This is a genomic window from Mesotoga infera (assembly GCA_011045915.1).
Classification (GTDB): Bacteria; Thermotogota; Thermotogae; order Petrotogales; family Kosmotogaceae; genus Mesotoga; species Mesotoga infera_D.
Genome location: DSBT01000069.1, coordinates 13,003 through 28,601, shown reverse-complemented (window position 1 = coordinate 28,601; position 15,599 = coordinate 13,003). Strand labels below are relative to the sequence as shown.

15 protein-coding genes are annotated in these 15,599 nt (G+C 45.0%); 12 read left to right on the top strand and 3 right to left on the bottom strand.

Going from position 1 to position 15,599, the window contains the following annotated elements:
- The 3 genes from ENN47_02425 to ENN47_02415 form a co-directional block, all read right to left on the bottom strand.
- Nucleotides 1–173 (bottom strand): carbohydrate ABC transporter permease (locus tag ENN47_02425; protein HDP77042.1); only part of this gene is annotated, 173 nt, incomplete at its 3' end.
- 3 nt (nucleotides 174–176) lie between these two features.
- Nucleotides 177–1,079 (bottom strand): sugar ABC transporter permease, encoded by a 903-nt coding sequence (locus tag ENN47_02420; GenBank protein ID HDP77041.1) that lies wholly within the window; start codon nucleotides 1,077–1,079, stop codon nucleotides 177–179.
- A gap of 61 nt (nucleotides 1,080–1,140) precedes the next feature.
- On the bottom strand, nucleotides 1,141–2,379 hold the full coding sequence (locus ENN47_02415; protein ID HDP77040.1) for an extracellular solute-binding protein: 1,239 nt from the start codon (nucleotides 2,377–2,379) through the stop codon (nucleotides 1,141–1,143).
- A 527-nt stretch (nucleotides 2,380–2,906) separates the two neighbouring features.
- Here ENN47_02415 and ENN47_02410 point away from each other — a divergent pair.
- From ENN47_02410 to ENN47_02355, 12 genes are all read left to right on the top strand, one after another.
- Nucleotides 2,907–3,212: a cytoplasmic protein gene (locus ENN47_02410; protein ID HDP77039.1), complete on the top strand. Its 306-nt coding sequence runs from the start codon at nucleotides 2,907–2,909 to the stop codon at nucleotides 3,210–3,212.
- Between the two features lie 37 nt (nucleotides 3,213–3,249).
- On the top strand, nucleotides 3,250–4,284 hold the full coding sequence (gene pdxA, locus ENN47_02405; protein ID HDP77038.1) for a 4-hydroxythreonine-4-phosphate dehydrogenase PdxA: 1,035 nt from the start codon (nucleotides 3,250–3,252) through the stop codon (nucleotides 4,282–4,284).
- 139 nt (nucleotides 4,285–4,423) lie between these two features.
- Nucleotides 4,424–5,116: a hemolysin III family protein gene (locus tag ENN47_02400; protein HDP77037.1), complete on the top strand. Its 693-nt coding sequence runs from the start codon at nucleotides 4,424–4,426 to the stop codon at nucleotides 5,114–5,116.
- A gap of 184 nt (nucleotides 5,117–5,300) precedes the next feature.
- Nucleotides 5,301–6,287, top strand: coding sequence for a LacI family transcriptional regulator (locus ENN47_02395; protein HDP77036.1), 987 nt, complete (start codon nucleotides 5,301–5,303; stop codon nucleotides 6,285–6,287).
- Nucleotides 6,247–7,563 (top strand): ABC transporter substrate-binding protein, encoded by a 1,317-nt coding sequence (locus ENN47_02390; protein HDP77035.1) that lies wholly within the window; start codon nucleotides 6,247–6,249, stop codon nucleotides 7,561–7,563. The genes ENN47_02395 and ENN47_02390 overlap by 41 nt, the downstream gene beginning before the upstream one ends.
- A 61-nt stretch (nucleotides 7,564–7,624) precedes the next feature.
- Nucleotides 7,625–8,524 carry a sugar ABC transporter permease gene (locus ENN47_02385; GenBank protein HDP77034.1) on the top strand — a complete coding sequence of 300 codons (900 nt, stop codon included), beginning with the start codon at nucleotides 7,625–7,627 and terminating at the stop codon, nucleotides 8,522–8,524.
- Nucleotides 8,521–9,348 (top strand): carbohydrate ABC transporter permease, encoded by an 828-nt coding sequence (locus tag ENN47_02380; protein HDP77033.1) that lies wholly within the window; start codon nucleotides 8,521–8,523, stop codon nucleotides 9,346–9,348. The genes ENN47_02385 and ENN47_02380 overlap by 4 nt, the downstream gene beginning before the upstream one ends.
- Entirely contained in the window at nucleotides 9,348–10,799 is a 1,452-nt protein-coding gene (locus tag ENN47_02375) for a hypothetical protein (protein ID HDP77032.1), read from the top strand. The genes ENN47_02380 and ENN47_02375 overlap by 1 nt, the downstream gene beginning before the upstream one ends.
- Before the next feature lie 127 nt (nucleotides 10,800–10,926).
- The gene (locus ENN47_02370) at nucleotides 10,927–12,144 is read left to right on the top strand and encodes a glycosyl hydrolase family protein (protein HDP77031.1); all 1,218 of its coding nucleotides are present in this window, start codon (nucleotides 10,927–10,929) and stop codon (nucleotides 12,142–12,144) included.
- A complete protein-coding gene (locus ENN47_02365; GenBank protein ID HDP77030.1) occupies nucleotides 12,134–14,647 on the top strand; it encodes a hypothetical protein in 2,514 nt (837 codons plus the stop codon). The genes ENN47_02370 and ENN47_02365 overlap by 11 nt, the downstream gene beginning before the upstream one ends.
- A 198-nt stretch (nucleotides 14,648–14,845) precedes the next feature.
- A complete protein-coding gene (locus ENN47_02360; protein ID HDP77029.1) occupies nucleotides 14,846–15,220 on the top strand; it encodes a DUF2089 domain-containing protein in 375 nt (124 codons plus the stop codon).
- A 10-nt stretch (nucleotides 15,221–15,230) separates the two neighbouring features.
- Nucleotides 15,231–15,593: a hypothetical protein gene (locus tag ENN47_02355; protein ID HDP77028.1), complete on the top strand. Its 363-nt coding sequence runs from the start codon at nucleotides 15,231–15,233 to the stop codon at nucleotides 15,591–15,593.
- The last annotated feature ends 6 nt before the right edge of the window (nucleotides 15,594–15,599 follow it).

The window sequence follows — 15,599 nt, the reverse complement described above, 5'->3', positions numbered from 1 at the left end:
GAATAGTTCTCAAACAGAACCTTTGATGGGAATGAAAAGGGCTGCAGATAGATCTCTCTCATTGATTTGAGCGAGTTCATGATCATTATGAAGAAGGGAACCAGAATAATCAGGCAATAGACGGCAAGCAGGAAATAGACAATTATCTTTCCGAAAAGACTAAGCTTCAACATATTTCAAACACCCCTCTGCCTTTTCTCAACAATATACACATACAGTATTGAGACAGGCATGACTATGGCGAAAATGAAGACGGTTACCGAAGCTCCCAACCCCATATCAACAGCTCCGCTACCCAATCCCCCGAAAGCCGTTCTATAGAAGAGAGTCCCGAGAACGTCCGTAGATCTGTACGGACCAGCCTGCACGCCTTCAAGTGCGTAGACCATGTCGAATATATTGAAACTCCATATGAAAAGGAGAATTGCTAGCGTTCTAAATGTAGAAAAAGCTAAGGGGAATATTATTCTCCATGTTATCTTCCAGTTGTTTGCTCCATCGATATAAGCAGCTTCTATCAGTTCAGGCGAAATATCCAGTATCGCCGCTAGAATTACAAGCACGTAGAATCCAAGGTTTCGCCAGACATTGACAAGTATGATCGTAGTGAGAGCCGTACTGGCATTACCGAGCCAGGGTTGAGCAAACTTCCCAAGTCCTATTAGTCTGAGAAATTGATTAACGAGGCCGGCCTGAGGATTCAGGAAGAGGACCCACATGAAGCCGACCAGGACAAGGGGTATCATATTCGGGATATAAGTGACTACTCTGAATGCTCCGGCCCCCTTTATCTTGCTTGCCAGCATCAGGGCAATAAGAAATCCTAGACCCAGTTCTAGAATAGTAAGCATTATGAAGAAATACACGTTATGGAAAAAAGCATTGAAAAGCTCTTTTGAAAAGCTCCCGGTGAAAAGGGTCTGGAAGTTCTTCAGCCCTACGAAAGTTCTTGCTCCCACGCCGGACCAGCTGAAGAAACTCAGTATAAGACTGTCGAAGAGAGGATATATTATGAATACCGAGTACAGAATCAGAGCCGGCAAGATAAAAACGAGAAGGTATCTAAGTTTTATTTGCATCTTCGTTTCTCCTCAATGAACTCTTCCCCGCCAACCGGCGGGGAAGAGAAGGATAAATGAATTACTTATTCATCAAAGGTGGGTACCATTGAGAAATTGCATCCTGAGCCATTTGTGAGAGTCCTTCTGGGGTAAGCTGACCTGCGTAAAGAGCCTGCATACCTGGGCTAAGAACGTCGTCATAAAGAGAAGGCTTCTGTGTCGTGAAGACAGACCCTACCCAGTAGACCCATGGAGAAGCGTTGTTGTTGTAGACATCTAGAACTTCTTCCAGAAGAGGATCGGACGGAATCGATGCGCCTACAACTGCAGGGATGTTGTAAGTGATTCCGGCGAAAATCGTGCCGAATTCCGGTGTGGCACAGAACTTAATAATTTCCTTAGAGTCTTCAAGATTCTTGACATTCGATGTCAGCGCTATTGCCCCATCCAGATAAGTGTAGGCATATGGAGTTTGGTCAGCAGTAGCGGTCGGAACCATGAAATAGCCAACATTGATATCTGGATTCAGATCTTTCCAAGTCTGATAACCCCAGACACCATAGAAAACCATTGCTGTCTGACCGAAAGCAAATGCCGCGTCCTGATCGACCGTCGTGTTCCCCATGAAACCATCCTGATAATAGACCTTCAGGTCGTTGAGCTTCTTATTCAGATCAGTGAACTTTGGATCAAGGAAGTTCGTTTCTCCTTCAGTTAGCGCCTTTATCCAGTCCGGTCCAAGAACGCTCACACCACACATTGCATGCTGCATCGTGAGTGCCCAGGCTTCCTTTCCAGTTGCGAAGAAGGGATCAATACCATTCTTCTTGAGGACTTCTGCATTGGCAACTAGTTCATCCCAGGTTGCCGGTTCTTCCAGTCCGTACTGATCGTAGAAGTCCTTGTTGTAGAATATTCCAACTACCTGAACAGCGAATGGCACTCCGTACACCTGATCTTCCCATGTAACTGAGTTCAGCGAAGCCTGAGGGAAGTTCGACATATCAACGAAATCATTGACCGGAAGATAAAGACCATTCTCGATGAGTACCTGAGTTCTTCCTCCCGGGAGTCTTCTGGAGTATACTATGTCTGGTCCTTCCCCTGTTTGAAGTGCCAGCGCAACCTTGGAGTCGTACTCGGTTGGTGCGAAGGCTGTGTATTCGATCGTGATGTCGAGGCCCTTGCTCTTCAAGGCTGCTTCGACATCTTTCCAAACCTGAGCATCCTGCGTTCGCCAGCTCCAGATGGTGACTTTGCCGGCAAATGCGCTTACTGCAATGATCGCGACCAAAGCCAGTAACAAGAATTTCTTCATACTTTCCCCTCCTACAAAATAAAGTTGAGAACATAATTGCGGTATTCCATAAAAGACCTATCACAGATCAAACAAAACACGATAAAGAACACTCTTGCCGTTCATAGAAAATGAAGAAAAACAAGAAACGATGACCTATATTGTTAGTATGATTATACAATATGTACTAATCCAAATAAAACTTCGGAAACCATTGCACAGGCAAGATCAGTAGAGCTCATTGCCGTAATCCAGCACTATACTGGCCATTATGCAAGACAAAAGAGATCATTCCTGGGAATTCCGTTTCTCGCACAAAAAAAGACTTGCCGCCACCAAAACAATTTCATAGAGTCTTTGAACGAACGAACCTGTAACAGTCGGGCTAAATTAAGACTCTTTATTCTTGGGTGTAGTTTGGGTGGGAAATTGACTTCATGAAAACAGACTAATCATATAGAATGGTAATACGAGTAGTAAAACATGACATATGATGATCCCGTTGACCGGAGTTTTGAGACCATTGCTTTGTTTCTTGGAGGTGGCAGGTGGAAAGAGTTGCGGTGACCATTGAGGCCAGCATGGAAGGTACTGTTGACAAATTCCTGTTGATAAGACACGGAGATGTCGAGTCCCTCAAAGAGGCACTTGTCACAGATGATTTCGAAAGAATGATGAAAATTGCTCAAGACTTGAATAACGAGGGAAGATGCTGCGGGTTCGACTTCATATCTTCAATAGGAACGAAACTCTACGACGCTGCCTCTGAGAAGAACAAGCTGGCCGCCGAAATCTGCGTGGAACTTTTCGGCTGGTATATGGCCAGAATCAGGACGGAAGTATTCGGAGAGTGAAACGTTTTCGGACGAAGAAACATTTGGGAGGTACTGTTTGATTCTAAAACCTATGGAGCAGCCAGTTCTACCAGACAGGATATCAGAGAAGCCGGCAATAGCTATTACCATCGGTGATCCTGCGGGGATTGGTCCGGAAATCGTGTCGAAGGCAGTTGCCAATGGGGAGATCTTCAAGATATGCAGGCCGATCGTGATAGCAGAACTCGGAATTCTTCAAAGAGAAATAGACAGAAACCATCTCTGCATAAAGATAGAAGCAGTCTCCGAGATAACCGATCAGACTGAATTCTTCCCAGGCACCCTAACTTTGATCGACATGGGAACGCCGAATAGACTTCCAGTATATGGGAAAGTCGATAGAGCCTGTGGAAGAGCTGCCTTTGAATATCTCGTGAAGGCGGTTGAGCTGGCAGAAGAGGGAAAGATATCGGCAATTGCAACCGCCCCGATAAACAAGCTTTCTATTAAGGCTGCGGGAATACCTTACGCGGGTCACACAGAGATTCTCGGAGCTCTGACGGAAACAATAGATCCCCTGACGATGTTCGAAATTGCTGGAGAGATGAGAGTTTTCTTCCTCTCCAGACACCTTTCACTCATAGATGCCTGCAGAATGGTGAAGAAAGACAGGGTCTACAATTACATATTGAGATGCGAAGCGATTCTGAAACAGCTCGGCATTCAACGACTCAAGCCGATCGGTGTAGCCGCTCTTAACCCTCATGCGGGAGAAGGAGGTCTCTTTGGAAGTGAAGAGATCGAAGAGATTATCCCGGCAGTAGAGCTTGCAAGAAAGAAGGGCATAGATGTTGTAGGCCCCGTAGGCGCTGATTCGATTTTCAACATGTCTAGAAAAGGTGCCTTCTCCGCCATCATCTCTATGTATCATGATCAGGGACACATTGCAACTAAGACCCTCGATTTCGAGAGAACTGTCTCGGTAACCTTGGGAATGCCTGTTCTTAGGACTTCCGTGGATCACGGAACGGCCTTCGACATAGCCGGAAAGGGAATCGCTGATCCCACAAACCTGATCGAGGCGGTTAAAACCGCGGCTCGCTACTCATAGATCTTCAAATTTTCCTCATCGCTCTTCTTGATCTAGAGATTTGAGTCGTAGAAGACGATTATTCTAGAAGACTTAACTGCGATGAAGTAGATTATAGGCTATAATTGAGCTACAAATGTTTCTTCAGAAAGGATTCTCAATGAGTACAATTGAAGGCCGAAGGGTCGATCCGCTTGTATCTAGCGAAAACTCCAACGAAGGATTCAACGCGATAAGTCATATATTGGCCGCTGTTCTCGGTCTTGTCGGGCTGGTCCTGCTAGTTGTTTTTTCCGCCGTTCAACAGAAGTGGCTCCATCTGGTAAGCTTTTCGATATACGGGACGACCGTTGTCGTTTCAATGACCTTAAGCGGTCTTCTCCACTTCTTCTTGTGGTTCAGAAAGTATTACAAAGTCTTCGCAATCCTCGACCACAGCGCAATATACTTGCTCATCGCTGGCACCTACACTCCTTTCTGTTTCGTTGTTGTCGGAGGCTGGGTCGGCTGGACTGTCTTTGCGATAATCTGGGGACTTGCTATCCTCAACATAGTTCTAAAGTCTGTTTTCTTCTCCACCATGCCTTTATGGGTATCGATGGGAGGCTATCTTTCGATGGGATGGCTTTCAATTGCACTTATCTACAGCGTTTACATACGACTAGGACTGTCCGCTATTCTTCTTCTGCTTCTCGGCGGCTCCTTCTATACGGTTGGTGCAGTAATTTTCATACGAGAAAAACCGAATCCCTTCCCTGGCAAGATTGGCAACCACGAAATCTGGCATATTCTTGTCATGCTGGGCAATCTCACCTTCCTTTTGATGATGTTTATCTACGTCTTGCCTTACTAGAGATTACCATAATAAGATATTAACAGAATAACCGAATCATTCTGCATTATTCGACCATAGATGTCCTAGAACGCTGATTAACGTTCTAGAATTGCTTTGGATCTAAGTTACTAAGATGTTAGAATAAATGCAAACGTTTCCGCAAACGTTTGCGGCATCGTTGGTGAATTTGGAGGTGTTCTGAATGGCTAGAATCACCATAAAGGATGTTGCAAAATCACTTGAGCTTTCAGTATCGACGGTCTCTCGAGCCCTGAATGATAAAGGGGATGTTGATGAGAAAACTAGAGAGAAGGTTAAGAATAGAGCAAGGGAACTTGGTTACGCGCCAAACATGATGGCAAAGGCGTTAAAGGGGAAGATGCTTGGGTTGCTCGGAGTGATAATTGATGACAATACAAACCCTTTCTATGCGGAAGTCGTTAAGGGTATGGAGAGAGAAGCCAAGAAGCATGGATTTCACCTTCTTCTTGTGAATACTGCTGCCGATTACGAGGAACAGGTCTTTGCGATCGAGTTCTTGCAGAACAAGGGAGTAGACGGAATCCTAATCGCTCCGGTCGATGATACGAAGCCTGCCGAGATGGATGGCATTAAGGTACCTTTTGTAATAGTCGGTAGGCACTTCGAGAAGAGCCGTTTCTGTGAAGTCTACAATGATGAGGAACTTGGGGGATACGTCGCGACGCGACACTTACTCGAATCCGGTCGCTCAAATGTCATCACCGTTCAACCGGACATGAATATCTTTCCTACCCGTGGAAGAAGTCTCGGCTACAGAAAGGCGCTTCAGGAATATTCCGCTGAGATTGCAAATTCGGCCAGCGAACTCAAGTCTTCTCCGGAAAACGCCGGGGAAGCTGTTCTGGAGTATCTTGAATCCGGTGGGGCTTGCGATGCAGTTTTTGCCTACAACGACATGTACGCTCTCGAGATAATCGCCCGACTACGTTCTAAGAATATAAGAGTTCCCGAAGAGATCGCTGTAGTCGGATATGACGACATACCTTATTCAGTCTATGTTTGTCCAACGCTTACTAGCGTTGCGCTTGATAAGGATTGGCTCGGAAGAACAAGTACCGAGATGCTCATCAAGATGATCAAAGGCAAGAAAATTAGAGAGAAAAGATATGTGCAGAAACCTGTTCTCAGAGTTAGGGACTCTGGGTAGGAATAACCGAACAAGGGAGGGTTTTTTCATGAAGAAGCTGTTTGTTTTCTCTTTGTTAGCCTTGCTTTTCTTCTCAGTCTCTGCTTTTGGATTAGTTACTCTCGAATACTGGACGGGTTTTACAGGGCCCGACGGTAGTTTTATGCAGGAACTTGTTGACAAGTTCAACGAAGAACACAAGGACGAGATTCAGGTGAACATGAGCACCATGCTGTGGGCGGACTATAACACAAAGGTGCCTATAGCACTTGCGAGCGGAAAGGGACCGGATGTTGGTATTGCACATGTGGATAACATCAGAAGTCTTGTAAGTCAGGGAATGCTTCTGCCTCTGGATGAGTACCTTGAGATCATGAATATGAAAGAGGGAGACATAGTTCCTTCGGTATGGGATGCCGTTCATGTAGACTCAAACGTGTACGGAATTCCACTTGATGTCCATCCTCTCGTCTTCTACTGGAACAAAGACCTTTTCAAAGAAGCCGGTCTCGATCCAGAGAATCCTCCGATGACTCGAGATGAATTCATTAAAGCCGCAAAGCTTCTTACGAAGGACACTAATGGAGATGGAACAATCGACCAATGGGGCACAATGATTCCAGTAGGTTGGCCCAACTACTTCATGTGGTTCTCCGCCTTCTTCTCCAATGGGGGGGTACTGTTCAATGAGGATTTGACTAAAGCCGCTTTCAATAGTCCTGCCGGAATCGATGCAATGCAGTTCTTCGTAGATCTGGTTTTCAAGCATAAGGTTTCACCTGAAAAGGTACAGGTCGACGCAGACATCGACGCTTTTAAGAGAGGAACCTGCGCAATGGAATTCAACGGAATCTGGATGCTTACTGACTACATGAAAGTTGAAGGAGTTAGTTTCGGCGCCGGACCGGTTCCACAATTCGGTTCTGAAAGGCCGGCAAACTGGGCCGGCTCCCACACTATGGTCATCTACAGACAGAGAAAACAGGACAAAGAAAGAACTGAAGCCGCTGCCAAGTTCGTCAGCTGGATAAGCAATCACAGCTACGAATGGGCACTTGCAGGCCAGATTCCCGCAAACATCTCTGTTCAGAATAGCCCGGAGTTCCAGTCTTTGCCCTATCACAGCACAATTGCCAAAGGTGCCCAATTCGTTGTTTTCCCACCTTTCTTCCCAAAGTACGGCGATGCTACAGGACCAATATGGGAAGCGTTGAACCTTGCCATTTTAGGGCAAAAAACGGTTGAACAAGCTCTTAGCGACGCAGAAAGAATAAGCAACGAAATTCTTCAAGACTAACAGAACCTTATGTCCCTTCCGGAGAGGCTTTCCGGAAGGGACATTCATTGAGGAGGTTCTCTTGAGAACAAAGAAGGTTATTCCATATATTCTCATTTTGCCCCATGCGGTGTTCTTTGGCGTGTTTTTCATTTTCCCGTTGTTCAAAAGTGTTTATATGAGCCTCACAGAGTGGGGATTGTTTCAGGGCATGATTAAGTATGTCGGGTTGGACAATTACGGGAAGATCTTCGATTTCAGTGGGTATAGATCGGAATACTTTTGGAAGGCAATATGGGTAACCGTTCAGTTCGTTATCTATTCTGTGCCCGTGCTCGTTTTTGTCGCAACCGGGCTGGCACTAATGCTGAATAGCAAGAAGTTGAAGACAAAGAGTCTGCATCTTACGGCGATTTTTGTTCCTACGGCGCTCTCCGTAACCGTGGTGGCTGTTATGTGGAGGTGGATACTGAACAATCACTCCGGCCTACTGAACTACGTTCTTAGCTTCTTCGGCATCGGCAAAATCCCCTGGCTCACAGATCTACCCTGGGTTTGGTTATCTATTGTCATCGCGACAGTATGGTGGACGGTAGGCTGGAACACCGTGATCCTTCTGGGCGGGCTCAAAAAGATTCCCGATTCTCTGTATGATTCTGCCAAAGTCGATGGGGCAAATTCTATTCAAAGGTTTTTCTATGTGACGCTTCCCGGTCTAAAGCAGGTGATGATGTTTGTAGTCATAACTCAGGTGCTTGCGGGATTTGGATTGTTTGCTCAGCCTCAGCTGATGACAGGCGGGGGTCCCGGGAGGGAGACGATTCCAATAATGCTCCACATATATGGAGAGGCGTTCAATCCTTCCAGGCCAAGAATGGGCTACGCAACAGCTATGTCATTGATCACGGGAGTGATAGTAATTTCAGTAACCTTCCTCCAGTACTATCTCTTCACAAGAAATACCAAGGAGGATCGGCGATGAGGAGAAGGGGTTTTGGAATAAACATAGTTGCTTTGCTGATCTCTCTTATATTCCTGTTCCCGCTGTACTGGACTTTTCTCACCGCATTCAGAACTGAGGCCCAGATACTCGCATGGCCACCTGACTTCTTGCCAAGAAACCTTACGATTTCTAATTTCGCGGAGGTTCTTTCACATCCTCACGACACTCCAGTTTTACAGTGGTTCTTGAACAGTGTGATTGCCGCCGTGAGCTATGCAAGCCTTTCAGTTTTTGTAGGTATTCTTGCCGCTTTCGCTCTTGCAAGGTTGAAATTCAGATTCAGAGATACTTACTTTAAGCTTATGCTGGTTTCTATGGCGGTACCTGGGATGATTCACTTTCTTCCCAACTACACTACGATAGACGCCTTTGGATGGACGGACAGTCTTATCGCGATAATCGTTCCGGGTCTGGCATCCACTTTTGGAATCTTTCTCTTGAGGCAGTTCTTCATTAGCATTCCAAGAGAAATCGAAGAGGCTTCGATAATAGACGGGGCAAACATAAGACAGCGAATCCTATACATAATTGTGCCCCTTGCGAAGGAATCAATAATCATTTTATGGGTAATGAACTTCATGACCAACTGGAACGACTACTTCTGGGCGCTTGTCGTTCTTTACTCTCCTGAGATGAGGACTATGCCTGTTGGAATCTCAACACTTCAGGGGAAGTACGTTACACAATACGGCCCTTTGATGGCCGGTGCTCTCTTTGTTGCCGTTCCCTCAATACTGATATTCCTCCTGGTCCAGAGGTATTACATTAAAGGAATAGATATAAGCGGTGGAGTGAAGGAGTAATGTTTATGAAGAGACTGTTTGTTGTTTTCTTGTTCTCGGCGGTGGCTTTCAGCGGAATAGCCTCGTTTGTTAAGATATCACCCTCGGGGAAACATTTCGAACACAACGGAAGAGCGATTATTCCCGTGGGATTCAATGACGCAATAACCTGGCCCTCATTAATTTCCCTAAGCTATGGCAACAGGGAGGCCGCCGAGGAGTACTTTGAAAAGCTCTCCTACTATGGAGTGAATACACTGAGGATCATGTTTGAATATGCACAGGACAGATCTGGTCTAGCGCTTTTCGAATCACCGCTAGGAACATACAACGACACCGTAATAAGTATATGGGACAATATAATCTCTCTTGCCGAGAAGTACAATATTTACCTTATCATAACGCCCTGGGACCCGTTCTGGATGTACGAAAACTGGGATGTGAACCCTTACAACTCCGACAACGGTGGCCCAATATCTACAATGGCCGAGTTTCTGACGGATGAAGAGACGCTTGAATGGCAGAAGGCCAGATTCAGGTTCATGATCGAAAGATATGGATCCAGCGAGCAGATTCTTGCTTGGGAACTAAACAACGAAATCGAGTTATGGTACGGTCATGTCTTCTATAAGGCCGATTACTCAGTTGGTAATGAAGCGAGAAGATGGATCGAAGAGATCTCGACTTTCATAAGGGCGCTGGAGATTGATCTCTACGGAGAAACTCACATCTTGACAGTCTCGACTGCGAAACCTGCCCTAACTGGTATTCTGTCTGGAAAACTCTACAGATTTGATCACATTGATTTCTTCACAACACATTTCTATTTTGACACAATAATGAATCCAAAGGATCCCATGAAAATCGCGGAAGACGTCGTAATGAACATAAATTATCACAATTATCTCTTCAACGATTCTATCCCATTCATGGATAGCGAAAGCGGCCCAATAGATCGATGGCCTCAACCCTCCAGATTCGACGCGGCCTGTTATAAGGCCTTTTCCTGGGCTCACATTGCTTCGGGAGGTACGGGAATCGGAATGCGTTGGCCATACACTTCTCCCCATCTGATGCCTGATTATCTGCTGCAAGTTTTGAAACCGATCTCACAGTTCATAGAATCGAAAGGAATCGACTGGCTCGACTTTTCGGGAATTAATCTTGATAACGAAATCATCGTTAGTTCAGATAAAGACATATTTCATACATGCAGCGGGAACAGTTTCGAAGATCTCACGGCGGCTATTGGATGGGTCTCTTCCGAAGAGACAATTGGAAATGTAGTTATCGAATCTTCTGCGTTTGATGAGGGCACTTACTTGCTTGAGATATGGAGCGACAGATACGAAAGGGATGTCGATTCCTACATTTTGGGCACTTATGAGTTCGATTCAGCAGATGACTTCTCTCTGGAGTTATCGATAGATCAGTCAAGTTTTGCATACAAGCTTTACAGGATAGAATTCTGAATTAGGGCAGAAATTATTGGCTTTTCTGAGTTTCGGAAAGAAAGAGAAGGAACCCTCTCACATTAGGGCGTCTTAAACAGTTCAAAGTATCGGGCCAAACAAATTATCATTAGCAAATCAGGTGAGTATGATGAAAAAAGACTTCATGTGGATAGCGGGAATTGAAGACACATTTGTGACTAAGACGGATAAGACTTCGGCCAGAACTCTTGATGAGTATGAACTCACACAACATTACTCGAACTGGAAAGAAGATCTGGAGATCATCGCGGATACGGGGTTCAAGTATGTTAGGTACGGAATTCCCTGGTATACTGTGAATCCCGAAAGAGGGAAGTTTGATTTTTCGTGGACTGACAGAGTCTTCGATTTCATGGGTGAGAGGGGCCTTATTCCAATAGTAGACTTCATTCACTACGGTACACCTCACTGGATGGACAATGGCTTTCTCAATAGCTGCTTTCCGAATTACATGGCTGATTATGAGTTGGAGGTTCTTGAAAGGTATAACAAGTCAATTGATTTCTTCACCCCCATGAATGAACCATTCATTACCCAGGAATTCTGCGGCCGCCTGTCACTCTGGCCTCCTTACTTGAGTGGTGATGACGGTTTTGTAAAATTGCTCATCTCGACGGCAAAAGGGATAATGAAATCAGTCTCGTCTATAAAAAGAGAACTGCCTGACAAATTCGCACTTCACGTCGAAGCGTCGGGCATCTTCTTTTCGGCCGACCAGGAAGTGCAAGAAGAAGTAAAGAAGATGAATGAAATTAGATATTTGACCTATGATCTTATACAGGGAAAGGTAGATACTAAGCATTGTCTTTTCGATTACCTGTACAGTAACGGGGTTGGTAGTGAAGATCTCGACTGGTTCGCAGAAAACAGAATAACAGTCGAGGGATTCGGGGTCAACTACTACCCACAATTAAGTGTATTCAAAGTCTCGAAAGAAAAGAGGAAGGTAAGCACAACACCATTCTATGGCGGGACAGATTATCTCGAGAAATTGATCTTGAGTTATCACGAGAGATACGGTGGTCCGATCTTTCTGACGGAAACAAGCACAAATGGCGAGCCAGATCATCAGATTCTCTGGTGGAGAGAGTCACTCAGACTCGTAGAAAATCTAGTAGATAGGGGGATAGACCTGAGAGGATATACGTGGTTTCCCGCAATAGATTTGATAAACTGGGACTATCGCTATGGATCCGAGCCAGTGGAGAATTATGTTGAACCGATGGGTTTCGTCAATCTCAAGATGGATCCCTCCAGGCAGTTCAAAAGATCTTCAGGAGAGCTTGCAACTGTTATGAGGAAAGACTTGCGAGGTGAAGAGTAGTATTTACGAAGGTCACTTATGGAGAACATTAGAAAGCAGGTTAAGAACTGTGAGAAGAAGGGTAGATCTTGGCGGAAATTGGCTGTTCGAAATCCTTGAGAATGAACCAGAAGACGTTGGGAAAATTGTGCCGTCAAAGACTATTGATGTTCCAGGATGTGTTGAGAGTAAGTATCCCGAAGTCACCTCCTCTCAGAGATATCTTTATTTCGAAAGGGAATTTGAGTATGAAGGGAATTCGGATTACAGTACGGTATTAGTGTTTGGAGCAGTAGACTATCTTTGCAGAGTCTTTCTGAATGGTGGCGAGTTGGGCAGCCATAGGGGAGGGTATCTCTCTTTTGAATTCGACATATCCGGAGTACTTTCATCGCGCAACAAACTCCAGGTTCTTGTCTTTGATCCAATAGACGAAAAGAAGATTGACTTCAGACATATTCCTCACGGAAAACAGAATGGAGATCCAAACTGGTACACGAATATCTCGGGCATCTGGCAAGGAGTATGGATTGAAGAAAGACCCCCGGTCCACATCAGCCATCTGAGAGTTGGTACTTCTTATCTCAAGAAGAGCCTGGAGGTCTCATTTACCACAAATGAAGAATTCGATCGAGCATGCATAGAGATATTCGACAAATCAGACCGACTTTTGGGCTCAGAGAGAAGCGTGGACAAGAGTCTTTTGCTTAGCCTCCCCAGTTGTCTTCCGTGGTCTCCCGAAACGCCCAATCTCTACAGACTAGTGGTTACTCTGGAAGCAGGGAAGAGCAGAGATGTCGTCCAGATGAAGTTCGGGTTCAGAGACTTCGCAGCCGAAAACGGGAAGCTCTTTCTGAACGGCCGCGACTTCTATATGAAAGCGGTTCTCGATCAGGATTTCTATCCCGAAACCCTTTACACGATCCCTTCAGAGCGGTTTTTGAGGGAGAGTTTTGTGAAGCTGAAGGAAATTGGTATCAACACGATCAGACATCATGTGAAGGTTCCCGATCCCAAATATATGGAGATTGCAGATGAAATTGGTTTGATCGTCTGGCAGGATGCGCCGCACTTTGATCTGTTTTCTAGTGAGGGAAGCGAAGAGCTTCTGGAAGTGATCGATGGCGCAGTGAAAAGAGACTCTCACCATCCATCGCTATGTCTTTATTCGATAATCAACGAGTCCTGGGGAATAGATCAGACAGATCCTCAGCAGCTGAAATGGCTAATCGGAGCGTATGAGAGATTCAAGGAGAGATTCCCAGGCATCGTTTGGATAGATAACTCCGCCTGTATGGGAAATTTCCATTTGAAGAGCGACCTGAATGATCACCACTTTTATGTAAGCTCCATTGACAGGCAGGATCAGTGGAATTCGCTTATCGAACTCTACTCGAGAAACCCCAATAGTTTCTACATTGATGAATACAAGGATAATGCAAAAGGAAGCCCCCTTGTCGTTTCTGAATTCGGAAACTGGTCGTTGCCCCCCGAGATCTGGCTGCGAAAGAAAGAAAAACCTTACTGGTTCAATCATAGATTTAATGAAGTTCCTATGACGAAACCGGAAGGGGCTCTAGAGAGATTCGACAAAAGCGAGATATCGAAAGAGTACAGTTATCGAGAACTTTTCGAAATTTCCGTTGAAAACCAGGAGGAAAACCTAAACATAGAAATCGACAAGGTAAGACTTCATGAGAATATCAGGGGATTCGTTATAACGGAACTGTGCGATGTCTTCTGGGAATGCAATGGTCTTCTTGACTTCGATAGAAACTTCAAGGTCAATCCGGAAAGAATGCGAGCAATTCTGGACAACGATCTATTCGTTGCCCTTCTCGATGAAGAAGAACTTTGGATCGGAGAAGAGGCTAACCTCAGAATCTTTCTCCTAAAGGATATAGAGAAAGAAATACTCAGGATAAAGATTGGAGAAGAGATCCAGGAGAGGGCAGTATCTGGGGAGAAGGGCGACACGCTTAGAGTATCTCTGGATACGGACAGGTTGAACGAAGGGCTGATCGAGATCCAAGTTTCGCTCGATAAGTGTATTGCAACTCTCCACGCTGTTCTTTCCCGCAAAGAGATTGCCGAGATTGTGATCATCAGTAATCCTCATTTCAGACTGCAGAAACCGATTGACAGAAAATCGGTTATCGTGCTGAACAAACCGGGCGCCGTATTTGAACACAATGGATACAAAGCGTCAACTGCTGCGAAGGAGGATTTGCTCTCAGGAGACTGGATTACTGGAATCTTCTGGAACTCAAAACTGCTCTCTGACGTATTCCCCGGTGGACTATTCAGGAGATGTCATCACAGTTTAGTAAAAGATAGGCCAATGATAAGCAGCTCGGGCTACAGCGGAAGACTTTCCGGTGTTGTGTATGGATGGCTCACCGATTTCTACGGTTATATCGATATGGTAGATGATTCCCTCTACGTATCCACTCTCCATCTAGACCCCAAAAGACCGCTGGCGAATCTGTTGCTTCGACGCCTTTCCGATCTTCAATCCATCTAAACCTCTCCAAATGAGGAAAAACGAGAACGCAGTCTTCATCTATTGGGAATTCACAACTAAAATAATTGATTCTTAGTACAAGAAATTGAAGTCAACTTAAATATATTTAAGGCTTAATTTGACTTTTCAAGTTATAAGTTGTATAATGAACATAGTTGAAAACTATTTATGTTCAACTTATGTTTTGGAGGTGGACCGATGAAATACTCAATAAGCAACTGTCCCGTCTGTGGGGGGAAAATGACAATCACAGAGTACAAGTGCGATAGTTGTGGAACAACGATTAAGGGAAGATTTGAGCTTGACGATATCATGAAACTCTCTGCCGAGCAACTTGACTACCTCAAGACTTTCATTAAGAATCGAGGCAATCTCTCAGAGGTTCAGAAAGAACTGGATATTTCCTATCCTACAGCCAGAAACAGACTCGAGGATATTGTGAGAGCCATGGGATATCAGGTTGTTGACAAAGACAGAGAAGAGGCTTCCAGAATTCTTGAGAAACTGGAATCTGGGGAACTGCAGCCCGACGAAGCTCTTGAGATGCTAAGAAGAGTCAGAAAAAAGAAGTAGGTGGTTTTATATGGATAGAGAAGAAGTCTTAAAGATCTTGAAGCTTATAGCCGACGGCAAAATCTCTCCTGAGCAGGGAAGGGATCTTCTTGAAGAGTTTATCGAATCATATTCGGATGAAAGATCTGGAAGAAAGTTTGTCATAGAGGTTGTGGATAACTTCACTGGAAAAGTGGAAGCAAATATCAAGCTACCCGTTAGGTTGGCAAGGTTTGTAGGAAACTTCGTTAAAGAAAAGGACGCGAATTTCAGAATCGGTGGAAAAGTGGTTGATTACAACCTAAAGGAAGTGCTTGACGAGGTAATCAAGACTAGAGAGTCGGTTGAAATTGAAACCGAGGACAAGAGAGTGACGATAAAGGTAGAGGAATGAGGAGGT